We start from the raw sequence: 23,547 nt of genomic DNA on the forward strand, positions 1-23,547 counted from the left end.
GATCGCGTTTGAGCGCGTGAGCGAGCACGCCATGACCGATACGCCCGAGAACAACGACCAGGCTCCGGAAGTCCTTGAAACGGCTGCGGAACGTCCAAGAAAGACGCTGACTCTGGGCGGCTCGCGCGCCGCTGAGCCGACGTCTGAGCCGGAACCTGAAGTCGAGGTCGAAGCAGCGACTGATATCGTCAACGACGATACGGGTATCGACACCACGGCCGACGATGAGGACGAAGACGGCGAGCCCATTGTTCCCAACGGCCGCATCACCTTGCAGGAACTGAACGAGAAGACGCCGGAAGAGCTGGTCGCCTTCGCCGAGGGACTGGACATCGAGAACGCCGGCAACCTGCGCAAGCAGGACCTGCTGTTCGCCATCCTCAAGACCCTGGCCGACGAAGAGGTGGAGATCATCGCCTCGGGCGTGCTGGAGATCCTGCCGGATGGCTTCGGCTTCCTGCGCAGCCCCGACGCCAACTACCTGCCGGGTCCCGACGACGTCTATGTCTCGCCGTCGCAGATCCGCCGCTTCGGCCTGCGCTCGGGCGACACGGTGCACGGCGCCGTGCGCGGTCCGCGCGAGGGCGAGCGCTACTTCGCCCTGTTGAAGGTCGACACGATCAACTTCGAAGATCCGGAGATGGTCAAGACCAAGGTCCTGTTCGACAACCTGACGCCGCTCTATCCCGAAGAGCGTCTGCACATGGAAATCCAGGATCCGACGCTGAAGGACCGCTCGGGCCGGGTCATCGACATCGTCGCCCCGCTCGGCAAGGGCCAGCGCTGCCTGATCGTCGCCCCGCCGCGGGTGGGCAAGACGGTCATGCTGCAGAACATCGCCAAGTCGATCGAGCGCAACCACCCGGAAGTCTTCCTGATCGTCCTCCTGATCGACGAACGTCCGGAAGAAGTCACCGACATGCAGCGCACGGTGAAGGGCGAGGTCGTCGCCTCGACCTTCGACGAGCCCGCCACCCGCCACGTCGCCGTCGCCGAAATGGTCATCGAAAAGGCCAAGCGTCTGGTCGAGCACAAGAAGGATGTCGTCATCCTGCTGGACTCCATCACCCGTCTGGGCCGCGCCTACAACGCCACCGTCCCGTCGTCGGGCAAGGTGCTGACCGGCGGCGTCGACGCCAACGCCCTGCAACGGCCCAAACGCTTCTTCGGCGCCGCGCGTAACGTGGAGCAGGGCGGGTCTCTGACCATCATCGCCACGGCCCTGATCGACACCGGCAGCCGCATGGACGAGGTCATCTTCGAAGAGTTCAAGGGCACGGGTAACTCGGAAATCGTGCTGGACCGCAAGGTCGCCGACAAGCGCATCTTCCCGGCCATCGACGTGCTCAAGTCCGGCACCCGCAAGGAAGACCTCATCACGCCGAAGGATCAGCTGGCCAAGACCTATGTCCTGCGCCGGATCCTCAACCCGATGGGGCCGCAGGACGCGATCGAGTTCCTGCTCGACAAGATGCGCCAGTCCAAGAACAACGGCGACTTCTTCCAGTCCATGAATACATAATTCCGGTCTTGGCGCCGCCCGCACGGCGGGCGGCGGCTTGAGGGCATGTTTCACGTGAAACCAAGCCAGCCTGAAAGGCAGACGCCATGAAGCTGAACATCGAAATCGACTGCACCCCGGCTGAGGCCCGCGCCTTCTTCGGCCTGCCCGACGTCACCGTCCTGAACGATCATCTGGTGGCCGAGATGCAGAAGCGGATGGACGCCAACATGGCGGCCATGCAGCCCGACGAACTGATGAAGACCTGGACCAGCTTCGGCGCTCAAGCCCAGGATCAGTTCCGGCGTCTGATGGAAGCCGCCGTCACGGGCGCGCCCAAGGCCTGACGACTTGAGCGCCGACGCTGACACCATCTTCGCCCTGGCCACCCCGCCCGGACGCGGCGCCATCGCCATCCTGCGCCTGTCCGGGCCAGGCGTGAACGCGGCGCTGAGCGCGCTGGGGGCAGGGGGGCTGACCTCGCGTCTGGCGGCGCTGCGCACCCTGCGTCATGACGGCGAGATGGTGGATCAGGCCCTGGTCTTGCGCTTTCCTGGCCCCAACTCCTACACCGGCGAGGACTCCGCTGAACTGCATCTGCACGGCGGCCGGGCCGTGATCGAGGCCGCCAGCCGCGCCCTGATCGCCTTGAAGGTCCGTCCCGCAGAGCCGGGTGAATTCACCCGCCGCGCCTTCCAGAACGGCCGCATGGACCTGGCCCAGGCCGAGGCCGTCGCCGACCTGATCGACGCCGAAACGACGGCCCAGAAGTCTCAGGCCCTGGGGCAGTTGGACGGCGCCCTGTCTGCCGCCTACGCCGGTTTTCGTCGCGACCTGCTCAAGGCCCTGTCGCTGGTCGAGGCCGAGATCGACTTCCCGGACGAGGAGGTCCCCGACAATTTGGCCCGCACGGCCGGCCCGGTTCTGGACCAGCTGGCCGCCGATCTGCGCGCGGCTCTGGCCGATTCCGATCGCGGTCGGCGGGTGCGCGAGGGTTATCGTATCGTCCTGATCGGCGAGACCAACGCTGGCAAGTCGTCGCTGTTCAACGCCCTGACGGCGCGTGAAGCGGCCATCGTCACCCCCATCGCCGGCACGACCCGCGATGTTCTCGACGCCGAACTGATGATCGGCGGCTACGCCGTCACCCTGTCCGACACCGCCGGCCTGCGCGAAAGCGAGGATGTGGTCGAGGCCGAGGGCATCCGCCGGGCGCGGTTGCGGGCGCAAGACGCTGACCTGCGCCTCTGGGTCCGCGCGCCAGATGAAGGGCAGGGGGATGACCCCGCCGCCGCCTTCGCCCAGGTTGAGGATCTGCAGATCCTCAACAAGGCCGACCTCGGCGCCGCGAAGCCGGTCGACGGGCTTGAGGCCCTGTCCGTCAGCACGACGAGCGGGGAGGGCTTGTCCGATCTCCATGACTGGATCGCCGCCCGTCTGGCCCGCGATCTGTCGGGCGCCGACTTCCCGGCGGTGACGCGCGAGCGCCATCGCCGCCGTCTGGTCGAGGCCCTGGCTGCAGTCGAGGCGGGACGTCGCGCGCTTGACTTGGCGCCAGAGATGGCGGGCGACGACCTGCGCCGGGCCGCCGACGCCCTGGCCCGTGTCACCGGCGCCATCGGCGTCGAGGACATCCTCGGCGAGGTCTTCTCGACCTTCTGCATCGGCAAATAGCCGCCGAACCACGGTGTTTCACGTGAAACATCGGCGTCGTTCTAGTGGCGATCTGTGGCCGGATGGACTATGTCCTCGCCCATGAGTTCCTCCCCCTCCACGATCTTCGACGTCATCGTCATCGGCGGCGGTCATGCCGGCTGCGAAGCTGCAGCCGCCTCGGCGCGCGCCGGCGCCCGCACCCTGCTGCTGACGCAGAAGCTCGAAACCATCGGCGAGATGAGCTGCAACCCGGCCATCGGCGGCCTGGGCAAGGGCCATCTGGTGCGCGAGATCGACGCTCTCGACGGCGTCATGGGCCGTCTGGCCGACGTGTCAGGCATCCAGTTCCGCCTGCTGAACCGCTCCAAGGGCGCCGCCGTGCGCGGGCCACGCAGCCAGATAGACCGTCGCCTCTATCGCGAGGCCATGCAGGCCGAGCTGGCCCAGACGCCGAACCTGACCCTGATGGCCGGCACGGCCGAAGCCCTTATCCTGAACGGCGACCGCGTGGTGGGGGTGACGACGGGCGAGGGGACTGATCTTCGCGCCGGGGCCGTGGTCCTGACGACGGGCACCTTCCTCAACGGGGTCATCCATCGCGGCGAGGAACGCATCGCGGCGGGCCGCTTCGGCGAGGCGCCGTCGACGGGTCTGGCGGCAGACCTCTATGGCTCGGGCCTGATGATGGGGCGTCTGAAGACCGGCACGCCCGCGCGCCTGGACGGCCGCACCATCGCCTGGGATCGGCTGGAGATGCAGGCGGCGGACGAGGAGCCTGTGCCCTTCAGCTTCCTGACCGACCGGATCGAGGTGCCTCAGATCGCCTGCGGCATTACCCACACGACCGAGGAAACCCACCGCATCATCGCCGAGAACCTGGGCGAGAGCGCCGTCTATGGCGGCAAGCTGTCGGGTCGCGGTCCGCGTTACTGCCCCTCGATCGAGGACAAGGTGGTCCGCTTCGCCGACAAGACCAGCCACCAGGTCTTCCTCGAACCCGAGGGTTTGGATGATCCGACCGTCTATCCCAACGGCATTTCGACCTCTGTCTCCGACGCGACGCAACTGGCGTTCCTCAAGACGATGCCCGGACTGGAGCAGGTCGAGGTTTTCCGCTTCGGCTACGCCATTGAATACGACTATGTCGATCCGCGCGAACTGACGCCGGCGCTGGAGGTCAAGAAGCGCCCTGGCCTCTATCTGGCAGGGCAGATCAACGGCACGACCGGCTATGAGGAAGCGGGAGCTCAAGGGCTCATGGCCGGTCTGAACGCCGCCCGCGCCGCCGCCGCTTCCGACCCGATCATCCTTGGCCGAGACCAGGCCTATATCGGCGTCATGATCGACGACCTGGTGACGCGCGGCGTCACCGAGCCCTATCGCATGTTCACCAGCCGGGCCGAGTACCGCCTGACCCTGCGCGCCGACAACGCTGACGTGCGCCTGACGGCCTTGGGAATCGCGGCGGGCGTCGTCGGCTCGGAGCGGGGGAAGGTATGGCTGGAGAAGTCGGGCCAGTTAGACCGGGCGAACCGTGTTTCACGTGAAACACAGTTCACGCCCAAGGAGGCCGGGGCGCTGGGCATCAGCGTCAACGCCGACGGCCAGCGTCGTGCCATCCGCGACCTGCTGTCCTTCCCCGGTGTGACCCTGGATCAGTTCGTGTCTGTCCGGCCCGAGATCGCCGATTGGGCCCCGGCGGTGCGCGAACAGGTCGAAATCGACGCCGTCTACGCCGGCTATCTGGATCGCCAGGCGTCAGAGGCCGAGGCCCTGCGGCGCGAGGAGGGGCTGTCTTTGCCCGAAAGCCTCGACTACGCCGCCATCGGCGGTCTGTCGAATGAGGTCCGCGAGAAGCTGATCCTGGTCCAGCCCCGCACCCTGGGGCAGGCGGGCCGCATCGAAGGCATGACGCCGGGGGCGCTGACGGCGCTCCTGGCCCATGTGAAGAAGGCGACCTCGCTCGCCGCAGAAGTCGAGACCATCGTCGCGTGAGCCTGGACCCCGTCGCCGAATTCCGCGCCCATACGGGCGCCAGTGAAACCCAGATCGCCGATCTGACCGCCTTCCTCGCCATGTTGACCGAGGCCAATGAGGTGATGAATCTGGTAGGGCCGGATTCCATTCCGGACTTCTGGAACCGGCACGCCTGGGACAGCGCCCAGCTCCTGGCCCTGGCGCCCGAGGCCCTGACCTGGGCCGATCTGGGGGCCGGCGCCGGCTTTCCTGGCGTGGTGCTGGCCATCCTGCTGAAGGATCGTCCGGACGCCCATGTCTGGTTGATCGACAGCCTGGGCAAGCGCTGCCGCTTTCTGGATCAGGTGGTCGAGGCTCTGGATCTGCCCGCCACCGTCATCAACGGTCGGGCCGAGGAGCAGGACGTCGAGGTCGACATCGTCACCGCCCGCGCCGTGGCGCCGATGGAGAAGCTGCTGTCTTATGCACAGCCTTACTTCCATCACGGTGCACAAGGCCTGTTCCTGAAGGGCGAGAAGGCCGAAGCTGAGTTGAAAGAGGCGGCCAAGGTCTGGCATTTTAAGAGCGACCTCTCCGTCTCGCGCAGCGACCCGCGCGGCCGCATCGTCCATATCCGGAGTCTTCGCCGTGTCCGCTGATCGCGAGAAACAGACCCGAGTGCTGGCTGTCTCCAACCAGAAGGGCGGGGTGGGCAAGACCACGACCGCCATCAACCTTGGCACCGCCCTGGCCGCCATCGGCGAAAAGGTGCTGATCGTCGACATGGACCCGCAGGGCAATGCCTCGACGGGTCTGGGTGTTCCACGTGAAACACGCCGCGCGACGATCTATGACGTTATCGTCGACGGCCGCCCGATCGATCTGTCGGCGGTGGAGACCACGGTTCCCGGCCTATTCATCGTGCCCGCCGACGCCGACATGTCGGGCGTCGAGATCGAACTGAGCCAGGCGGATCGCCGATCCTATCGCCTGCGTGACGCCTTGGCGGCGCAGGGCGGGAACGGCCATACGCGGTATGACTACGTCCTGATCGACTGCCCGCCGTCGCTGAACCTGCTGACGCTGAACGCCATGGCCGCGGCCGACGCCGTTCTGGTGCCGTTGCAGTGCGAGTTCTTCGCGCTGGAGGGCCTGACCCAGCTGATGCGGACCATCGACATGGTCAAGCAGAGCCTCAATCCGTCGCTGGAAATCCAGGGTCTGGTCCTGACCATGTACGACCGCCGCAACGCCCTTTCGGGTCAGGTGGCGGCCGATGTGCGCAGCCACTTCGGCGACAAGGTCTATGACGCCGTCATTCCCCGCAATGTGCGGGTGTCCGAGGCGCCGTCCTTTGGCAAGCCAGTGCTGATCTACGACCTGAAATGCACGGGCAGCCAAGCCTATCTCAAACTGGCCCGCGAAGTCGTCGCGCGCGAGCGTCAGCGCCGTCTCGCCCTGGCTGCCTGATAGAATATAGAAACGGAATCAGTATCTTGTCCGAACGTCAACGTGGTCTGGGCCGGGGTCTTTCGGCCCTTCTGGGGGAAAACGTCGCCGAGAGCGCGCCGGTCGACGGCGGCGTTCAGCCGACGGGCGTGCGCGCCGTGCCGATCGAGAGCCTCAAGCCCAATCCCGACCAGCCGCGCAAGCAGTTCGGCGCCGAGCATCTGGAAGAATTGACCGCCTCGATCCGCGACAAGGGCGTGCTGCAACCTATCCTCGTCCGCGCTCAGCCGGGCGAGGACGGCATGTGGCAGATCATCGCAGGCGAGCGTCGCTGGCGCGCCGCCCAGGCCGCCCGCCTGAAATTCGTGCCCATCATCGAACGCCCGATGGACGACGTGGAGGTGATGGAGGTCGCCATCATCGAGAACGTCCAGCGCGCTGATCTGAACCCAGTCGAAGAGGCCATGGCCTATGGCTCGCTGATCTCGCGTTTCGGCCGCACCCAGGATGCGCTGGCCGGCGTGGTCGGCAAGAGCCGCAGCCACGTCGCCAACACCCTGCGTCTGCTGCAACTGCCCGACAGCGTCCTGACCCACGTCATGGAGAACCGGCTCTCGGCCGGCCACGCCCGCGCCCTGATCACGGCCCCCAACCCCGAGGCCCTGGCCGAACAGGTTTTATCCAAGGGGCTGAACGTGCGGCAGACCGAGGCCCTGGCCCGTCGCGCCGTCGACGGTCCCAAGGCGTCGAAGTCCAGGCCGGCGGCAAACGGGGAGGGCGCCGCCGACGTCGTCGCCCTGGAGCAGGATCTGGCCGACGCGCTGGGCCTGAAGGTCCTGCTGTCCGACAAGGGCGGCAAGGGCGAGCTGACCATCAAGTACGGCACCCTGGAACAGCTGGACGACCTGTGCCGACGCCTGATGCGCGGCTAGGACGATTCTGGTCAGGACGTGCTAGGGTGGGCTCATGACTGATCAAACCGACAAGACCAGCGCGACCGAAGCCCTGAAGCGCGCCCTCGCCGCCAAGAAGGCGGGGGCGCCAGGCGGCCAGCCCGGCGCCAAGACCGTGGGCAAGGCCCCCGAAAAGGCCATGCAGCGCCAGGCTGCGGCGGCGAACAAGCCGGCCTTCCGCAAGGCCTCCAAGCGGGGCTAGCGCCTTGCTTTCCCTCTCCCTGCGGGAGAGGGCTTGAGCCTCCAGGAGCGTAGCGATTGGGAACGGCGACCCGAAGGGCGGCGGCTTACGCCGGAGGCGACCGACGACCCTCACCCGGCCCTGCGGCCACCTTCTCCCAATGGGAGAAGGGCTAGAGAAACGAGGGCGCAAGCAGGCCGAAGGCCGGTGGGCCAAGAGGAATGGGCCTCAAGTAGCGCGAAGCGCGATAGGCCCCCTAGCTTAAAGCCCCATGCGTTTGGCGCGGGCGGAGATTTCCAGCAGCAGGCGTTCGGCGATCAGGGCCTCGGGCATTCCCGTGGTCTTGGTGGCGATGTCGGCTGTGTTGACGCTGTCCTGGACCTCGTCGAGCAGTTCCAGCCGCCAGGCGCGGGCCTGACGCAGGATTTCGGCCTCCTGTTTCCAGAAGACGCCGGCGGACTTCGCAGCCTCCTTGGCGCCGGCGCCGGAGGCTTGCAGGACGTTGATGCGGCGCAGTTTTCCCAGGTGGATGGCGGCCATGCGCACCGCCATGACGGCGCTTTCGCCCTCGGCAAGGGCGCGGCGCAGGCCCGACTGGGCCGGGCCGGGGCGTCCGCCAAAGGCCTGCAGGGCGGCGTCGGACAGGGAGGCGTCGGGCTCGACTCCCAGATGCTCTTCCAGTTCCGGCACGTCGATAGTGCGGCCCGAGCCAGGCCCGATATAGAGCACCAGACGCTCGATCTCCTGACGCATCAGGCCGCGTTCGCGGGGCAGGCGGGCGACGAAGCGGTCCAGGGCGTCGCCGGTCAGGCCGACCTTGTCGGCGCCGAGGGCCTCGCGGGTCATGCGGGCGACGTCGCCGACCTCGTCCTCGTAGCAGGCGATGCCGACGGCGCCGGGCGACTTCTCGGCGGCCTTGCGCAGGGCGGATTCGCGACCCAGGGCTCCGGCCTCGACGACCAGCATGGCGTCGGGGTTGTAGCCGCCGTCGGCGTGGACGGTCAGGGCGGCGGCGATGGCCTTGTCGACGCCGGGCTTGCCGTCCGACAGGCGGATGCGCACCAGGCGCCGCCCGCCGATCATGCTCAGCGCCGTCAGCGCCTCCTCCAGCTTGACCGCGTCGCCGTCGATGTCGGCCTCGGTCAGGAAGGTGACGTTGAACGGGTCGTTCAGGTCGGGCGTGATGGCCTTGTAGAGGGTCAGAGCGCGCTCAGTGACGCCCGAGCGGTCCTTGCCGTGGATCACGGCCGCGCGGATGTGGCTGTCTGGCGACTTCAGAAAGCGGTCGACCTCGGGCCGCTTGGCCAGGATCACGCGGCCATCCCCCTCAGAATGCGGCTCACTGGCCCGCCAGGGCGCGCATCATGTCCAGCCGGATCAGGCGCGCCAGATCGGCGGCGGCGCGGTCCTCGCCGTCCTGCTGGGCGGCGATGGCGGCATAGGGCTGGTCGGCGGCGGCGTAGGTGGTTGTCGTGGTCTGGGAGCCCTTGATCGGGGCGCCGCCGCTGACCGGGGTCAGGGTCCAGTCGGCCTTGACCGTCAGCTCATAGCGGCTGGCCGTGTCGTCGATACGCCGGCCTAGAGGGCGACGCTCCTGCGTCACCTCCGTCGCCAGGCGATAGAGGGGCGTCGCCGCTCCATTCCAGCCGAAGGCGTCCTCCAACTGCTCGCGCAGGCGGTAGCCGAGGCGATTGTCGGGCGTGGCGACGGCGATGCGTGACAGGCCCGCGCCGACCCCCATGTCCCCGTACATCGGCGTGAAGCCGCAGCCGGACAGCAGGGCGGCCCCCGCGACGGCGATCAGGGCGACGGCGCGACGCATCAGCCGGCCACCAGGTTGACGATACGGTCGGGCACCACGATCACCTTGCGGACGCTGAGGTTGTTGGCGGCAAGGTAGGCCTGAACCGTCGGATTGGCGAGAGCAGCGGCCTCGACCGTCGCATTGTCCGATCCGCGCGGCAGGACGACCTCGCCGCGGCGCTTGCCGCCGATCTGGACGGGCAGGGTGACTTCGTCGTCCGCCGCCAGGGCGGCGTCAAACACCGGCCAGGGCGCATCCAGAACCATGCCGTCTTCACCAAGGCGCGCCCAGGCTTCTTCGGCCAGGTGGGGCGTGAAGGGGGCGATCAGGCGGGCCATGGTCGCCAGCGCCGCCTTCCTGGCCTCGCCGCCCGCCTTGTCGTGCTGACGCAGGGTCGCCAGGAAGGCGTAGAGCTTGGCGATGGCTGAGTTGAAGCGGAAGCCCTCGACGCCCTCGCTGACCGCCTTGATGGTCTTGTGCGTCTCGCGGATCAGGCTGGCGTCGATGTCGGCGTTGGCCGCAGCCTCCGGGTCGAAGCCGTCGAACTCGGTCCAGACGCGCTGGACGAAGCGGCTGGCGCCCTCGACGCCGCCGACCGACCACTGGACGTCGCGCTCGGGCGGGCTGTCGGACAGGACGAACAGGCGACCAGCGTCCACGCCGTAGGCGGCGATGATGTCCTGGGGCGCGACCACGTTCTTCTTGGACTTGGACATCTTCTCGATGTCGCCGATCGTCAGGGCGGCGCCGGTGGACAGGCGGGTGGCGACGCGCTGGCCGTTCACGGTCTCGATGCGCACGTCCGAGGGCTCGACCCAACGGGGTTTGCCGCTGGCTTCATGGCCTTCGTAATAGGTCTCGTGGACCACCATGCCTTGGGTGAACAGGCCGGCGAACGGCTCCTTCACGTCCATCAGGCCGGCGTCCGACAGGGCGCGGGTGATGAAGCGGGCGTAGAGCAGGTGCAGGACCGCGTGTTCGACGCCGCCGATATACTGGTCGACCGGCAGCCACTTCGACGCGGCGGCCTTGTTGATCGGCTCGTCCGCCTTGGGATCAGTGAAGCGGGCGAAGTACCAGCTGGAGTCGACGAAGGTGTCCAGCGTATCCGTCTCGCGACGGGCTTCCCCGCCGCAGTTCGGGCACTTGACGTGCTTCCAGGTCGGGTGACGGTCCAGCGGGTTGCCGGGCACGTCGAAGGTCACATCCTTGGGCAGTTCAACCGGCAGTTGGTCGGCCGGGACCGCTACCGGGCCGCAGGCCTCGCAGTGGATGATGGGGATGGGGCAGCCCCAGTAGCGCTGGCGGCTGACGCCCCAGTCGCGCAGGCGATAGATGGTCTTGGCCTCGCCCTGAGCCGTCGCCTCGATGCGGGCGATGGCCTCGGCCTTGGCGGTGTCGATGTCCAGGCCGTTCAGGAAGTCGGAATGGAAGATGGAGCCGGGGCCGGTATAGGCCTCGGTTCCCACGGCGAAGTCATCGTCGGCGCCCTCGGGGCGGACGACCGGGATCACCGGCAGGTCGTATTTGCGGGCGAAGTCCAGGTCGCGCTGGTCGTGGGCGGGGCAGGCGAAGATGGCGCCCGTGCCGTATTCCGACAGGATGAAGTTGGCGATCCAGACCGGAACCTCGGCGCCGGTGAAGGGGTGGACGACCTTCAGGCCCGTGTCCCAGCCTATCTTTTCGGCCTGTTCGATCTCGGCCTGCGAGGCCCCGCCCTTGCGGCATTCGGCGACGAAGGCGGCGATCTCGGGATTGGCCTCGGCCAACTGTTTCGAGATCGGATGATCGGGGGCCAGGCCGACGAAGCTGGCGCCGAACAGGGTGTCGGGACGAGTGGTGTAGACCTCGACCGCCTCATGCCCGGCGGGCGCGGCGTCGGGCGCGAAGGCCCATTTCATCTGCAGGCCCCTGGACCGGCCGATCCAGTTTTCCTGCATCAGGCGGACCTTGTCGGGCCACCGGCCTTCCAGTTCGGACAGGCCGTCGATCAGATCGTCTGCATACTGAGTAATACGCAGGAACCACTGGTTCAGCTTGCGCTTCTCTACAGGTGCGCCCGAGCGCCAGCCGCGTCCGTCGATGACCTGTTCGTTGGCCAGGACCGTATTGTCGACCGGGTCCCAGTTGACCACCCCGTCCTTGCGATAGACCAGACCGCGTTTGTACAGCTCCAGAAACCAGGCCTGCTGCTTGCCGTAGTAGGCTGGGTCGCAGGTGGCGAATTCACGGCTCCAGTCCAGCGACAGGCCCAATAGCTTAAGTTGGTCGCGCATGGTGGCGATGTTGGACCAGGTCCAGTCGCCGGGATGGACGCCGCGCTCCATGGCCGCATTCTCGGCCGGCATGCCGAAGGCGTCCCAGCCCATGGGATGCAGGACGTCGTACCCTTGCGCCCGCTTGTGGCGCGCCACCACGTCGCCCATCACATAGTTGCGGGCGTGGCCCATATGGATGTTGCCCGACGGATAGGGAAACATCTCGAGCACATAGTATTTGGGACGGCCGGTGTCGGCGTTGGACACCGAAAAAGCGTCAGCGGCCGCCCAGCGGGCCTGCTGGCGGGGTTCGGCGGTCTTGGGCTCGTAACGAGTGGCCACGGCGTATCCTGAGGTATCGCCTCAGGCGCGAAGCTTGAGGCGGCCCTGAGGTCTGCGTTGGGGTGGCGGGCGAGGGCGGCTCTTAGCGAGCCGCGTTGGCGAGGTTGAGCTGACGCGCGCGGGTCAGGATGGCGTTTTCCAGATCGGTCTCCGTCTGCGCCGCGACCGGAGCGGGGGTCCAGGCGCCGGCGGCGTCCTTGACCTCCTTGGTCACCGAAACGTTCAGGGCGTCGGCGCGCAGGCGGCGATCCAGAATGAAGACGGTCGCTTTGAAGCGCTCGTTCGGCGCCTGCGGATTGACGTGCCAGTCATAGTTGACGACGCCGCCCCAGGGATCGGCGTTGGCCAGGGGCATGAAGGACAGGGTGTCGAGCGTGGCGCGCCACAGATAGGCGTTTACGCCGATGCCCAGTTGGGCGTCAGCCTTGGGGGCGGCTTCCTTGCCGCCTGCGAAAGGCAGGCTGGAGCAGCCGCCGAGCAGCAGTCCCGACGCAATAAGGGCGACCGCAGCGCCGCGAACAAAAGCCATTCCGAGGTCTCCGTAAAGGTTCGAGGCCGAGCCGCAACGCGAACCCTGGACGCGGGCGTCCCTGATCCGCGCACGTCTGCGCCGCAGCCACGCTCTATAACACGGTGAAAAGGGGCCGTGACAAGGCGAACCGATGTTCGAGCGCCGGTAAGGCGACTTATTGGCGTGGTGCCAGCGCCACAGGGCCGCGAAGAGTCGTGCGGAACGACCTGTGGATGACTACGTTTCGTTGACCGGGTGGACCAGCGGTGTCTAATCGCTGTGTTCTCGAGTTTCGGCTCGGGTTCAGGAACAAGGATCGGCGGTTTAACGTCGGTCGCAAGGGTTGGAAGATGCGTTTCGTTGCGATCATCGCTGCGACTGTGAGCGCCCTGGCTATCGCCGGGACGGCTCATGACGCCTCGGCCCAGGCGCGCCGGGCGCCCGCCGTCTCCCTGACCGAAGCCGCCCAGGCTTCGCAATCGACCCCTGCGCCGCAGCGTCGCGGCCTGCGCTGGAACGACAGCGGCCGCTGGGGCCTGAACTTCAACCTGAATCAGCCCGTTGGGCGCGAAACCGACTGGGGCGATGTCGAGGCCGGTGCCTATTATCGCCTGAGCCCGCGTCTTCGGGTTGGCGCCGCCGCCAATCTGGCGACGCCGGAGGTTGATCCGGCCCGTGCGCCCGAGAGCGCCGCCGACCGCCGCGCCGCGCCGCGCGTTCGACTGGAAACCATCTTCAAATTCTGATCGCGTTCGGCCTTCAGGCTCTGAAGGCGTTCTGCATGGCCTCCACGCCCGCGATCCCGTACGCGCCCGATTCGATCAGGGCCGGCGCATTGGCTGCGCAGATGCCGCCCAGAGCATAGACGGGGCAGGGCGCGACCGCCGCCAGCGCCTCGAACCCTTCGATCCCCAGCGCCGCCCTGGTCGCCGAGGCGCCGCCCGCGGGAAACACGGGAGACAGCACCAGGGCGTCCAGATCGCGTGCGTCCTTCACCGCATGCATCGAATGGGCCGCTCCGGTCAGCAGCCAGTCCGGCCGTCGTCCCGACAGGGCATAGGCCGCCGACAGCGCGCGTTCCGGCAGATGCACGCCGTCGGCGTCGATCCGGTCGGCCAGATCGGCGTCCAGTCCGACAAGGAGCCGGACGCCCGCGCCCTTCGTGGCCGCTCGCAGTCGCAGTCCGGTCTCCAGCGCCCTGGCCGCGCCGAAATGCCGATAGACCACGGCAGCGCCCGTCGGCAGTCGAGCCGCGGTTTCCCATGGACGCGGCGTCCGCGTCGGGTCGGTGAACAAGAGCAGCGGAGGCAGCGGGCGGCCTTCAGGCCTATCGGGCGGGCTGACAGCCGTCGCCGCACGGGCTAGAGCCGTCGCCGTCCGCCACAGGACCTGCGCGTCTTCGGTGAGGGTCATGACCGCCTCTAATCCTGCTTCCGCCCTTCCGTCCATCCATGATCGCGTCGCCGCCGTGCGCGATCGGATCGCCCAGGCCTGCGTCGAGGCGGGCCGCGACCCGGCCTCGGTGGTTCTGACCGCCGTGTCGAAGACCCAACCCTCCGAGGCGCTTGAGGCGGCCCTGGCGACCGGCCAACGCGTCTTCGGCGAGAACCGGGTGCAGGAGGCTCAACTGCACTGGGCCGCGCGCCGCGCCGCCTTGCCCGAGCTCGAATTGCGCCTGATCGGGCCGTTGCAGACCAACAAGGCGGTCGAGGCGGTCGAATTGTTCGACGTGATCGAGACCCTGGATCGCGAAAAACTCGCCGGCGCCCTGGCCGCGGCGATGGCCAAGACCGGCCGGCGTCCTCGCGTGCTGGTCCAGGTCAATACCGGCGCCGAGCCGCAGAAGGCCGGGGTCCTGCCGGATCGGGCCGACGCCCTGATCGCCCTCGCCCGCGATCGCCACGGGCTGGCCGTCGAGGGCGTGATGTGCATCCCTCCGGCCGACGAAAGGCCCGAACCGCATTTCAAACTTCTGGCCGAGATCGCCGCGCGAAACAGCCTGTCGGTCCTGTCGATGGGCATGAGCGGCGACTATGAAGCCGCCATTCGCTGTGGCGCGACCCATGTCCGGGTCGGCTCAGCCCTGTTCGGGGAACGAAATGCGCCTCTAAAGGCCTCTTGAAGCGATGAAATAGCGGAGCGCCCTTGGCGAACCCCTCAAGCCTCGCCATTCTCTACCCATGCCCACGCCCAAGACCATCCTGATCATCGACGACGACGACGACCTGCGCGAGGCGCTGGCCGAGCAGTTGGCCCTGCACGAGGAGTTTCGTCCCGTTCAGGCCGCCACCGCCACCGACGGCGTGCGTCAGGCGCGCGAAGTTCGCGCCGACCTGATCCTGCTGGACGTCGACCTGCCCGACATGGACGGCCGTGAAGCCTGCCGCCTGATCCGCAAGGCCGGCGTCTCGACCCCGGTCATCATGCTGACGGCCCAGTCGTCGGACTCCGACGCCATCCTGGGTCTGGATTCGGGGGCCAACGACTACGTCACCAAGCCCTTCCGTTTCGCCGTCCTGCTGGCCCGGATCCGCGCCCACCTGCGCAGCCACGAGCAGTCCGAGGACGCCGTCTTCCAGATCGGCCCCTACGAGTTCCGCCCCGCGTCGAAGATGATGCTGGACGACAAGGGCAAGAAGGTCCGTCTGACGGAGAAGGAAACCAATATCCTCAAATACCTCTATCGCGCCGGGGCCAAGCCTGTGTCGCGCGAGGAACTGCTGACCGAGGTCTGGGGCTACAACGCCGGGGTCACCACCCACACGCTGGAAACCCACATCTATCGCCTGCGCCAGAAGATCGAGCCCGAGCCCGGTCAGGCGCGCCTGCTGCTGACCGACGCGGGCGGCTACCGCCTCCAGCCCTGACCAGGCCATGAGCGAGCGTCGTCCGACCCCGCCGCTGGTGGCGCTTCGGGCGTTCGACGCAGCGGCGCGCCTCGGCAGCTTCCGCGAGGCCGCCGAAGAGCTGGGCGTCACGCCCGGCGCCGTCAGCCGCCATATCAAGGCGCTGGAGATGCGGCTGGGCCTGCGTCTGTTCGACCGCTTCAACCGCTCCGTGGTCCTGACCGCCGACGGCCGTCGTCTGGCCCAGGGCGTGGCCGACGCCTTCGAACGGCTGGAAAGCGCGCTGGAGGCCGTGCGACCGGGCCGCAGCCGCCAGCTGCGGATCTCGGCCCTGCCGTCGCTGGCGGGCAAGTGGCTGTCGCCGCGCCTGCACCGCTTCAGCGAGGACAACCCTGACCTCGACCTGATCGTCTTCGCCGAGGACCGCATCGCCGACCTGTCGAACGGCGAGGCCGACGTGGCCCTGCGCTACGGCGAAGGCCCCTATCCCGGCCAGGTCGCGCGTCGGTTGATGAGCGAACGTCTGATCCCGGTCTGCGCCCCGTCGCTGGCGGCGGCGCGGGCCATGCACACCCCGGCTGACCTGCTGGACGCCGTTCTGATCCATGAATCCTGGCACGACATGCCCTATTCAGATCGCATGGGCTGGAAAGCCTGGTTCGAGAGCGCGGGCGTCGTCGATCCGCGTGTCCACAACCTGCGCGGCCCGGTCTTCAGCCACAGTCACCTGGCGCTGGAGGCCGCCCTGTCGGGGCGAGGCGTGGCTTTGACGTCGGCGCCCCTGGCCGCCGACGATCTGAGAGAGGGGCGGCTGATCCAGCCGGTCGATCACGCCCTGACCAACAACCTGGCCTATTGGGCCGTGGTCCTGCCGGAACGGGCCGACGAGCCCAAGCTGCGCCGCTTCCTCGCCTGGATCGAGGCCGAGGCTCACGCCGATCCTATCGAGTGATTGAAACTCACTCGACCCAGCCTAACCGTGGTTTGTCCACAGGCGGTCGATGGACCATGTTCGGTGCATTCGGATCTCCCCGCCGAAAGGACCCAGACATGAAACTCGTGCATCCCCGCGCCGACGCCTTCTCGTTCGAAGCCGTCGTCGTCTTCACCGGCAGCGTCACCCTGATCCTGCTGGGCGTTCTGGCCGGCGCCAAGCTGCTCGGCGCCGCCTGAGACGTATAGCGAAATCGGTTCAGATGCGATCGCATCTGAACTCAGATCTTCGCGCCAGGCTCCCAGGACAGGCGGTCGCTCCCCCGACCGCCTGTCGTCTGCTCATCTGAAATCTTTAGAAGTCCAGGTCCATCACCACGGGGGCGTGGTCGCTGGGCCGCTCCCATTCGCGCACCGTGTCGAGGATGCGCGCGCTGCCCTTGACCACGGCGGGCGTCAGGCCCGGCGAGGTCCATAGGTGGTCCAGCCGCAGCCCCCGGTTCGACACCCGGAAGTCCTTGGCGCGATAGCTCCACCAGCTGGCCAGCTTGACCGGGTCCGGGATCTGGTCGCGCACCACGTCGGCGAAACCGCCGGCGTCCTGCAGCCGGCGCAGGGTCTCGATCTCGCCCGGCGTGTGGCTGACCACCTTCAGCATGAACTTGTGATTGAAGACGTCGTTGTCGCCCGGCGCGATGTTGAAATCGCCCGCCAGGACCAGGGGCCGCTGCTGGTCGCGGGTCTTCATCTCGGCGGTCAGCCGCTCATAGAAGTCCATCTTGTGATCGAACTTCGGGTTCAGCTTGCGGTCGGGTAGGTCGCCGCCGGCCGGGATGTAGAAGTTCTGCACCTCCACGCCCTCGATCAGGCCCGAAATGCAGCGGCCGTGACCTTCGCGGCAGAGGTCCAGCCTGGGATTATCGAGGATGGGCAGGCGGCTGGCGATGGCCACCCCGTGCCAGCCCTTCTGGCCGCCGATGCGCAGGTGGGGCAGGCCCATCTCCTCGAACGCCTGCCGCGGGAACTGATCTTCGGTGCACTTGATCTCCTGCAGACACAGGACGTCCGGCGCGTATTCGGCGACGAAGCGGGCGACCTGATCGATACGCAGGCGGACGGAGTTGATGTTCCAGGTGACGATGCGAAGGCTCATGACCCGGCCTTAGCATGAGCGGCTCACGAAAAAAGCGCCCGGAACGGGTCCGGGCGCTGTTCAGTTCGTCTCTCTCGCCGCCGGGAGGGGATGATTCCTTGGCGGACAGAACGACCGCCGTCGTTCTGTGGTCAGAATGTCACACGGGCGAAAAAAGTCAAATCAAGAAAAAGCGTCAGGGCTGTGCAGACCATGTGACGCTCGCCTTAGTTGCGGCTGGGACGACGGGTCGGGTCGCGCAGCTGGAACAGACTGGCGGCCAGCCCCGAGGCGGGCTGAAGCGAGGTCAGCTGGATGCGCGTGCGGGACCCTTGCGCGTCGGTGATGGTCCATTCCTGCAGCCGCAGCGGCGAACCGGCGAAGGCCAGGATGACGGAGCCCTCGGCAGGCTTGGAGGCGTCGCGGGCGGTGATGGCGAAGGCGCCCGACGCCATGCGGGTGACGCGATCGACGCGCACGCCCTGATCCAGACGAACCTCACGGGCCAGGAAGGTCGACAGCGGCGTGGCCCCCAGCGGCACCTGACGGAAGACGTTCAGGCGCGGATCATAGCGTTTGACGTTGTTGCCGTCGGCCACGACCAGCAGGCCCGCCGGCTCGGCGTATTCGAAGCGCATCTTGCCGGGGCGTTGCAGCCAGAACTTGCCGGTTCGGCGCTGGCCGCCCGGGCCGGTCTCGACGAAGGCGCCCTGGGCCGCCGTCAGGGCGGTCAGATAGGCCTGGGCCTGACGCAGGGTCGCCTGATCCTCGGCGGACAGGCTGGACTGGGCCGCGGCGGGCGCGGCGGCGACGAGGGCGAGAGCGGCGGCGCTGAAGCCGAAGGCGCGGCGTGAAATCGTCATGTCTTGTCTTCTCCCGTTCGGGACGAGGGTTCGGATGGTCATCAAGCCGCAGCCAGGCGGCGACCCCATGACCCCAGCCTGACCATATTTCGGCGGCCCGATGAAGCATCGTTCATCGTAAAGGGTCCTAACGCGCGGCTCGCGGAGCCTCGCTGCTTGAGGACATGGGCGCTTCAACGGGCGCAGAGGGCGCACGGTTCCGCAGACTGTCGCGGGTCTGGGGGCGCTGAAGCAGCGAGCGACCGCGTCGCGAGCGATAGCGCCCGGCAGCGAAGCTGCCGCTTCGGCGCAGCCGATTAGATCAAGGCGGCGGGCCGGCCAGGATGTCGCGCTTGCCGGCGTGGTTGGCGGGGCTGACGACGCCTTCCTGCTCCATGCGCTCGATCAGGGTGGCGGCGCGGTTGTAGCCGATCTGCAGGCGGCGCTGGATGTAGGAGGTCGAGGCCTTGCGGTCGCGGGTGACCACGGCCACGGCCCGGTCATAGAGATCGTCGCCCGACATGCCGTCGTCGCCACCCATGGCCCCGTCGCCGTCACCGTCCGGTTCGTCGGTGATCAGGTCGAGGTAGTCGGGCTCGGCCTGGCTGCGCAGGTGCTTGCACACCTCCTCGACTTCCTGGTCGGTGACGAAGGGGCCGTGCAGGCGGGTGATGCGGCCGCCGCCCGCCATATAGAGCATGTCGCCCTGACCCAGCAGCTGCTCGCCGCCCTGTTCGCCCAGGATGGTGCGGCTGTCGATCTTGGAGGTGACCTGGAAGCTGATCCGGGTCGGGAAGTTGGCCTTGATGGTGCCGGTGATGACGTCCACCGACGGGCGTTGCGTGGCCATGATCAGGTGGATGCCGGCGGCGCGGGCCATCTGGGCCAGACGCTGGACGGCGCCTTCGACGTCCTTGCCGGCGACCAGCATCAGGTCGGCCATCTCGTCCATGACCACAACCAGATAGGGCATGGGTTCGGGGCGGATCTTCTCGGACTCGTAGACGGGACGGCCCTGCTCGTCGAAGCCGGTCTGGACGGTGCGTTCGAAATGCTCGCCCTTTTCCTGGGCCTCGCGGGCGCGCTCGTTGTAGCTGGCGACGTTGCGGACGCCGAGCTTGGACATGCGGCGATAGCGGTCCTCCATCTCGCGTACGGTCCACTTCAGCGCCACGACCGCCTTCTTGGGATCGGTCACGACCGGCGCCAGCAGGTGCGGGATGCCGTCATAGACCGACAGCTCCAGCATCTTGGGGTCGATCATGATGAAGCGGCACTCGGCCGGACTGTGGCGATACAGGATCGACAGGATCATGGCGTTGACCCCGACCGACTTGCCCGAGCCGGTGGTGCCCGCGATCAGCAGGTGGGGCATGCGCGCCAAGTCGGCGACATAGGGCTCGCCGCCGATGGTTTCGCCCAAAGCCAGCGGCAGCAGGTGGCTCTTCTTGTCGTATTCGCCCGAGGCCAGCAGGTCGCGCAGATAGACGGTCTCGCGCTTGGCGTTGGGCAGTTCGATGCCGATGGCGTTGCGGCCCTGGACCACGGCGATGCGGCAGGCGCGGGCCGACATGGAGCGGGCGATGTCGTCGGCCAGGGCCACGACCCGGCCATGCTTCACCCCCGGCGCGGGCACCAGTTCATAGAGGGTGACGACGGGGCCGGGGCGGATCTGATCAATCACGCCGCGCACGCCGAACTCCTGCAGCACGCCTTCCAGCATCTTGGCGTTCTGTTTCAGGGATTCCTCGTCTACCGAACCGACGCGCTGTTGCGGCTTGGCCAGAATGCCGAGCGAGGGCAGGTCAAAGCCCTCGCCGGGTTCGAAGTCGAAGGCCTGCTGGTCGGCGGTGTCGCGGGGCTTGGGCGCCTTGACAGCGGCGACCCTGGGTTCGGCGGCGCGGGTGGCGCCGCGTGCGGACGGCGGCGCGATGGGGGCGACGGGGGCGGCGTCTTCCCACGGCGGGACGGAGGCGCTGGGGGCGTCGTCGTCGGCATAGGGATCGGCGGCGTAGGGATTGTCCTCGGTCGCATGGTCGGCTGGCGGGGCTTCCGGCTCAGGCGCGCGGCGAGGCTTGCGCGCAGCCGGGGCGGCGGCCTCGGCCACGATGCGGGCGTCGCCTTTGAGCGCGGTCTTGGCCGGCGTCTGGACCCTGGCGGGGCGGTCGGCGCGATGGGCCGCGTGCTTCTCGGCGGCCCAGCCGGCGGTGTCGGCGAAGTCGCGCAGGCGCAGGCCCACGGCGTAGCCCAGAGCCCAGAGGCCGAGGACGAGGAAGACGCCGCCGACGATCCAGCGTCCGCCCGGAATGTGCAGGGCCGCGAGCCCTTGCGCGGACAGGCCCGTGACGCCGTCGCCCCACAGGCCGCCCAACCCGGCGGCCAGCGGCCATCTGGCGGGCGCGGCCAGGGCCGACAGGGCGGCGGACAGGAGCAGGACGCCCGAGACCGAGCAGAAGACCTTGAAGGCCGTCGGCTGCAACCGGTGCTGCAACGCGTCGCCGATGGCGGTGGCCAGCCCGAAGGCGATCAGCAGCAGGACGGCGGGCCAGGCCGCCAGTCCCAGCGACTGCATCATCAGGTCGGCGAAGGTCGCCCCCGTCGCGCCCAGCCAGTTGGTCGCGCCTTGCGTCGAGGCGGCGTTCAGACTGGGGTCCGCCGGGTTCCACGAGACCATGGCGACCAGAAGCAGGGTCGATAGCAGGGCTTGCAGCACGCCGCGGAAGCGCACGGCGAAGGGCGCGCTCCAGACGATGCGGGCGGTGGACCAGGCGCGTTGGCCGAGCGCGAGGGCGGCGGACATGAAGGCGAACCTCAGAAGACTAGGCCTCCCTTGTCGCGCGACAGGGTTAAGGGGCTGTTTACCAGGCGGCGATCCGGCGCCCGCGACGTCTGGCCCCGTCTGTGGCCTCTGGACGCGGACGGCCATCGGCGCGACACAGGCGGCATGGCTCAGACGGACTACGACATCATCATCGCGGGCGCGGGACTGGCGGGCGCCACATTTGCGCTCGCGGCGGCGCAGGGCGGGCTGAAGCCGGTGCTGGTCGATCCCCAGCCGTTCGACGCCCAGCTGGCGCCGACCTTCGACGGGCGGTCGACCGCTGTCGCCTATTCGACCTTCCGCATGCTGGACGCGCTCGGTCTGGGCGAGAGCCTGCGTCCCCACGCCTGCCGCATGGACCGCATCCTGGTGACGGACGGCAAGCGGCCGGGCGCGGCCAGCCGGCCGCCGTCGCCGGCCTTCATCCGCTTCGACGCCGAAGAGATCGGCGACCGCAACGGCGGCGAGCCCCTGGGCTATATGCTGGAGAACCGCCGCATCCGCACGGGCCTGGCGCAGGCCGTGACCGCGGCCGGGATCGAGGTCCGCGCGCCTGCGGCCGTGGCCGCTGTCGATGTCGGGCCGGGTCTGGCGACGGTGACGCTGAAGGACGGTTCGACCATGCAGGCGCCCCTGGTCGTGGGCGCTGAGGGACGCGGCTCGACCGTGCGTCAGGCCGCCGGGATCGACACCTTCGGCTGGAGCTACGGCCAGAGCGGCGTGGTGGCGACGGTCAGGCTGGGCCGCGACCACGGCAATGTCGCCCATGAGTATTTCCTGCCCGACGGCCCCTTCGCCATCCTGCCGCTGACGGAGCAGCGGGCCAGCCTGGTCTGGACCGAAAGCACGCGCCGGGCCGAGGCGTTGAAGGCCGCCTCGGACGAAGCCTTCCACGCCCACCTGATGCGGCGCTTCGGCGAGTTCCTCGACGGCGTCGAGGTGGTGGGGCCGCGCTTTGTCTATCCGCTGTCGCTCAGCCTGGCCGAGAAGCTGGTCGCGCCGCGCATCGCCATCTTGGGCGACGCCGCCCACGGGGTGCATCCGGTGGCGGGTCAGGGGCTCAACATGGGGCTGAAGGACGCCGCCGCCCTGGCCGAGGTGCTCTCCGATGCCGTGCGGATCGGCGAGGACATCGGCTCGGAGCTGGTGCTGGAGCGCTACGCCCGCTGGCGCCGCTTCGACAATGCGGCCCTGGCGGCGGGCTTCGACGGCTTCGTGCGGCTGTTCTCGAACGACCTGCCGCCGGTGCGGCTGGCGCGCGATCTGGGCATGGCGGCGGTCAACCGCATCGCCCCCCTGCGCCGCGCCTTCATGCACGAGGCGGGCGGGGCGACCGGGGATCTGCCTCGCCTCTTGCGCGGCGAGAGCCTCTAAAAGCGAAGAGGCCCTATCGCTCGCGCCGCAGGCGCTCGCTGCTTGAGGGCAGGTCGGCGCAGCAGGTGATCAGTCGTGGGTGTGCAGCAGGACGTCGCCGCCGTCGCGGCGGTCGGCTTCCTCGACAGCGCAGCGCAGGGCCGAGGCGCGGGTCTGGAACAGGCCGAAGAAGAGCCCGTCCGAAGAGGCCAGGCGCCAGACCCGGCCCGCTCTCTGGATCTCGAACAGCACCCGCCGTGGCGGCGAGACAAGCGGTCGGGCGGTCATGACCCGGGCTCGGCGTGGTTCAGGCGGTCCGCCTGGCGCTGAAGCTGGCGGGCGATGCGCAGGGCCGCTTCCTGATCCGGAAAGGGCCGGGTGGCGCAACTGTCCAGGGTGACGCACCAGCCGCCGTCGCGGGCGACGACGCCATAGGTGCGGCAGCGATGCGGCGGGGCGGCAGACGGGGCCTCGGGGACCGAGGCGTCGGGATAGCCGGTCATCATCGCGGCCGGCTCCGATCGGCGGGGTCGCGAGGCGTGCAGCCGAGATAGAGGGCCAGCAGGGTCTGGGTCATGCGCCAAACACCGGGAGATGCGGCGCCAGACGGCGCGGCGGGGTTCAGGGACTGGTTCAACAGGGCGCGGCGGCTCATGGGGGTCTCCTTCAGAGCCTGAAGAAGACACCTTGGTCGCATAAGGGCGCGATGAGGAAAGCGGGCCGCCGCCTAAGCGCGGCGTAAGGCCGTCAGTCGAGCGGGCGGGCGTCCTCGACCAGCATGATCGGCACGCCGTCGCGGATGGGGAAGGCCAGCCTGGCCCCGGCCGAGACCAGTTCGTGGCGCTCGCGGTCATAGGTCAGGCGGCCGCGCGTGACGGGGCAGACCAGAACCTCCAGCAGGCGGGGGTCGACCGAGACGGGGGTGTTGAAGGCGTCGCTCATAATTTTAGACCCTATCGCTCGCCGCGCGGCGGCTCGCTGCTTGAGGGGGTTTAGGCCCTATCGTTCG

26 protein-coding genes are annotated in these 23,547 nt (G+C 68.3%); 14 read left to right on the forward strand and 12 right to left on the reverse strand.

The annotated features are described in order from the left end of the window. The first annotated feature begins 31 nt into the window (after nt 1-31). From rho to ACOZBP_RS06955, 8 genes are all read left to right on the forward strand, one after another. Nucleotides 32-1,522 carry a transcription termination factor Rho gene (gene rho, locus ACOZBP_RS06920; protein WP_422675666.1) on the forward strand — a complete coding sequence of 497 codons (1,491 nt, stop codon included), beginning with the start codon at nt 32-34 and terminating at the stop codon, nt 1,520-1,522. A gap of 86 nt (nt 1,523-1,608) precedes the next feature. Then, nucleotides 1,609-1,848 carry a DUF6489 family protein gene (locus tag ACOZBP_RS06925; protein WP_422675667.1) on the forward strand — a complete coding sequence of 80 codons (240 nt, stop codon included), beginning with the start codon at nt 1,609-1,611 and terminating at the stop codon, nt 1,846-1,848. 4 nt (nt 1,849-1,852) lie between these two features. Then, nucleotides 1,853-3,175, forward strand: a complete 1,323-nt coding sequence (mnmE, locus tag ACOZBP_RS06930) for a tRNA uridine-5-carboxymethylaminomethyl(34) synthesis GTPase MnmE (protein ID WP_422675668.1) — start codon at nt 1,853-1,855, stop codon at nt 3,173-3,175. Between the two features lie 81 nt (nt 3,176-3,256). After that, the gene (gene mnmG / locus ACOZBP_RS06935; protein ID WP_422675669.1) at nt 3,257-5,152 is read left to right on the forward strand and encodes a tRNA uridine-5-carboxymethylaminomethyl(34) synthesis enzyme MnmG; all 1,896 of its coding nucleotides are present in this window, start codon (nt 3,257-3,259) and stop codon (nt 5,150-5,152) included. Continuing rightward, nucleotides 5,149-5,772: a 16S rRNA (guanine(527)-N(7))-methyltransferase RsmG gene (rsmG, locus tag ACOZBP_RS06940; RefSeq protein WP_422675670.1), complete on the forward strand. Its 624-nt coding sequence runs from the start codon at nt 5,149-5,151 to the stop codon at nt 5,770-5,772. Before mnmG ends, rsmG begins: the two co-directional genes overlap by 4 nt. Then, nucleotides 5,762-6,583: a ParA family protein gene (locus ACOZBP_RS06945; protein WP_422675671.1), complete on the forward strand. Its 822-nt coding sequence runs from the start codon at nt 5,762-5,764 to the stop codon at nt 6,581-6,583. Before rsmG ends, ACOZBP_RS06945 begins: the two co-directional genes overlap by 11 nt. A gap of 26 nt (nt 6,584-6,609) precedes the next feature. Next, the gene (locus tag ACOZBP_RS06950; RefSeq protein WP_422675672.1) at nt 6,610-7,494 is read left to right on the forward strand and encodes a ParB/RepB/Spo0J family partition protein; all 885 of its coding nucleotides are present in this window, start codon (nt 6,610-6,612) and stop codon (nt 7,492-7,494) included. 34 nt (nt 7,495-7,528) lie between these two features. Then, nucleotides 7,529-7,717, forward strand: coding sequence for a hypothetical protein (locus ACOZBP_RS06955; protein ID WP_422675673.1), 189 nt, complete (start codon nt 7,529-7,531; stop codon nt 7,715-7,717). Nucleotides 7,718-7,957: 240 nt separating this feature from the next. Here the strand turns inward: ACOZBP_RS06955 and holA are convergent, their stop codons facing one another. The 4 genes from holA to ACOZBP_RS06975 form a co-directional block, all read right to left on the reverse strand. Further along, the gene (holA, locus tag ACOZBP_RS06960; protein WP_422675674.1) at nt 7,958-9,010 is read right to left on the reverse strand and encodes a DNA polymerase III subunit delta; all 1,053 of its coding nucleotides are present in this window, start codon (nt 9,008-9,010) and stop codon (nt 7,958-7,960) included. Nucleotides 9,011-9,035: 25 nt separating this feature from the next. Continuing rightward, nucleotides 9,036-9,518 (reverse strand): LPS assembly lipoprotein LptE, encoded by a 483-nt coding sequence (lptE, locus tag ACOZBP_RS06965; RefSeq protein ID WP_422675675.1) that lies wholly within the window; start codon nt 9,516-9,518, stop codon nt 9,036-9,038. Then, nucleotides 9,518-12,100: a leucine--tRNA ligase gene (gene leuS, locus ACOZBP_RS06970; protein WP_422675676.1), complete on the reverse strand. Its 2,583-nt coding sequence runs from the start codon at nt 12,098-12,100 to the stop codon at nt 9,518-9,520. Before leuS ends, lptE begins: the two co-directional genes overlap by 1 nt. An 82-nt stretch (nt 12,101-12,182) precedes the next feature. Continuing rightward, complete coding sequence (locus ACOZBP_RS06975; RefSeq protein WP_422675677.1) at nt 12,183-12,629, reverse strand: DUF3576 domain-containing protein; 447 nt, start codon at nt 12,627-12,629, stop codon at nt 12,183-12,185. A 332-nt stretch (nt 12,630-12,961) separates the two neighbouring features. Here ACOZBP_RS06975 and ACOZBP_RS06980 point away from each other — a divergent pair, with 332 nt between their 5' ends. After that, a complete protein-coding gene (locus ACOZBP_RS06980; protein ID WP_422675678.1) occupies nt 12,962-13,357 on the forward strand; it encodes an NtrZ family periplasmic regulatory protein in 396 nt (131 codons plus the stop codon). Nucleotides 13,358-13,370: 13 nt separating this feature from the next. Here the strand turns inward: ACOZBP_RS06980 and ACOZBP_RS06985 are convergent, their stop codons facing one another. Next, the gene (locus tag ACOZBP_RS06985; protein ID WP_422675679.1) at nt 13,371-14,024 is read right to left on the reverse strand and encodes a thiamine phosphate synthase; all 654 of its coding nucleotides are present in this window, start codon (nt 14,022-14,024) and stop codon (nt 13,371-13,373) included. On the opposite strand from ACOZBP_RS06985, the gene ACOZBP_RS06990 reads away from it, so the two are divergent. The 4 genes from ACOZBP_RS06990 (at nt 14,023) to ACOZBP_RS07005 (ending at nt 16,630) form a co-directional block, all read left to right on the forward strand. Further along, nucleotides 14,023-14,733, forward strand: a complete 711-nt coding sequence (locus ACOZBP_RS06990; RefSeq protein WP_422675680.1) for a YggS family pyridoxal phosphate-dependent enzyme — start codon at nt 14,023-14,025, stop codon at nt 14,731-14,733. The genes ACOZBP_RS06985 and ACOZBP_RS06990 overlap by 2 nt on opposite strands. A gap of 58 nt (nt 14,734-14,791) precedes the next feature. Then, nucleotides 14,792-15,478, forward strand: coding sequence for a response regulator transcription factor (locus tag ACOZBP_RS06995; RefSeq protein WP_422675681.1), 687 nt, complete (start codon nt 14,792-14,794; stop codon nt 15,476-15,478). A gap of 7 nt (nt 15,479-15,485) precedes the next feature. Further along, complete coding sequence (gene gcvA / locus ACOZBP_RS07000) at nt 15,486-16,409, forward strand: transcriptional regulator GcvA (RefSeq protein WP_422675682.1); 924 nt, start codon at nt 15,486-15,488, stop codon at nt 16,407-16,409. A gap of 98 nt (nt 16,410-16,507) precedes the next feature. Further along, complete coding sequence (locus ACOZBP_RS07005; protein WP_255500235.1) at nt 16,508-16,630, forward strand: hypothetical protein; 123 nt, start codon at nt 16,508-16,510, stop codon at nt 16,628-16,630. A 115-nt stretch (nt 16,631-16,745) separates the two neighbouring features. On the opposite strand, the gene xth is transcribed toward ACOZBP_RS07005, so the two are convergent. From xth to ACOZBP_RS07020, 3 genes are all read right to left on the reverse strand, one after another. After that, nucleotides 16,746-17,543, reverse strand: coding sequence for an exodeoxyribonuclease III (gene xth / locus ACOZBP_RS07010; RefSeq protein WP_422675683.1), 798 nt, complete (start codon nt 17,541-17,543; stop codon nt 16,746-16,748). A gap of 206 nt (nt 17,544-17,749) precedes the next feature. Beyond that, a complete protein-coding gene (locus ACOZBP_RS07015; RefSeq protein WP_422675684.1) occupies nt 17,750-18,385 on the reverse strand; it encodes a LolA family protein in 636 nt (211 codons plus the stop codon). A 301-nt stretch (nt 18,386-18,686) separates the two neighbouring features. Next, nucleotides 18,687-21,164, reverse strand: coding sequence for a DNA translocase FtsK 4TM domain-containing protein (locus tag ACOZBP_RS07020; protein ID WP_422675685.1), 2,478 nt, complete (start codon nt 21,162-21,164; stop codon nt 18,687-18,689). A 144-nt stretch (nt 21,165-21,308) separates the two neighbouring features. Between ACOZBP_RS07020 and ACOZBP_RS07025 the strand changes: the two genes are divergently transcribed. Beyond that, nucleotides 21,309-22,559, forward strand: a complete 1,251-nt coding sequence (locus tag ACOZBP_RS07025) for a UbiH/UbiF/VisC/COQ6 family ubiquinone biosynthesis hydroxylase (RefSeq protein ID WP_422675686.1) — start codon at nt 21,309-21,311, stop codon at nt 22,557-22,559. A 69-nt stretch (nt 22,560-22,628) separates the two neighbouring features. On the opposite strand, the gene ACOZBP_RS07030 is transcribed toward ACOZBP_RS07025, so the two are convergent. The 4 genes from ACOZBP_RS07030 to ACOZBP_RS07045 all read right to left on the reverse strand — a co-directional run bounded on the left by ACOZBP_RS07030 (nt 22,629) and on the right by ACOZBP_RS07045 (nt 23,480). Next, nucleotides 22,629-22,826 (reverse strand): hypothetical protein, encoded by a 198-nt coding sequence (locus tag ACOZBP_RS07030; protein ID WP_422675687.1) that lies wholly within the window; start codon nt 22,824-22,826, stop codon nt 22,629-22,631. Then, nucleotides 22,823-23,044, reverse strand: coding sequence for a hypothetical protein (locus ACOZBP_RS07035; protein WP_422675688.1), 222 nt, complete (start codon nt 23,042-23,044; stop codon nt 22,823-22,825). The genes ACOZBP_RS07030 and ACOZBP_RS07035 overlap by 4 nt, the downstream gene beginning before the upstream one ends. Continuing rightward, entirely contained in the window at nt 23,041-23,193 is a 153-nt protein-coding gene (locus tag ACOZBP_RS07040) for a hypothetical protein (RefSeq protein WP_422675689.1), read from the reverse strand. The genes ACOZBP_RS07035 and ACOZBP_RS07040 overlap by 4 nt, the downstream gene beginning before the upstream one ends. A 92-nt stretch (nt 23,194-23,285) precedes the next feature. Continuing rightward, nucleotides 23,286-23,480: a Trm112 family protein gene (locus ACOZBP_RS07045; protein WP_422675690.1), complete on the reverse strand. Its 195-nt coding sequence runs from the start codon at nt 23,478-23,480 to the stop codon at nt 23,286-23,288. Nucleotides 23,481-23,547 lie beyond the last annotated feature (67 nt).

This window comes from Brevundimonas sp. NPDC058933 (assembly GCF_049315965.1).
Taxonomy (GTDB): Bacteria; Pseudomonadota; Alphaproteobacteria; order Caulobacterales; family Caulobacteraceae; genus Brevundimonas.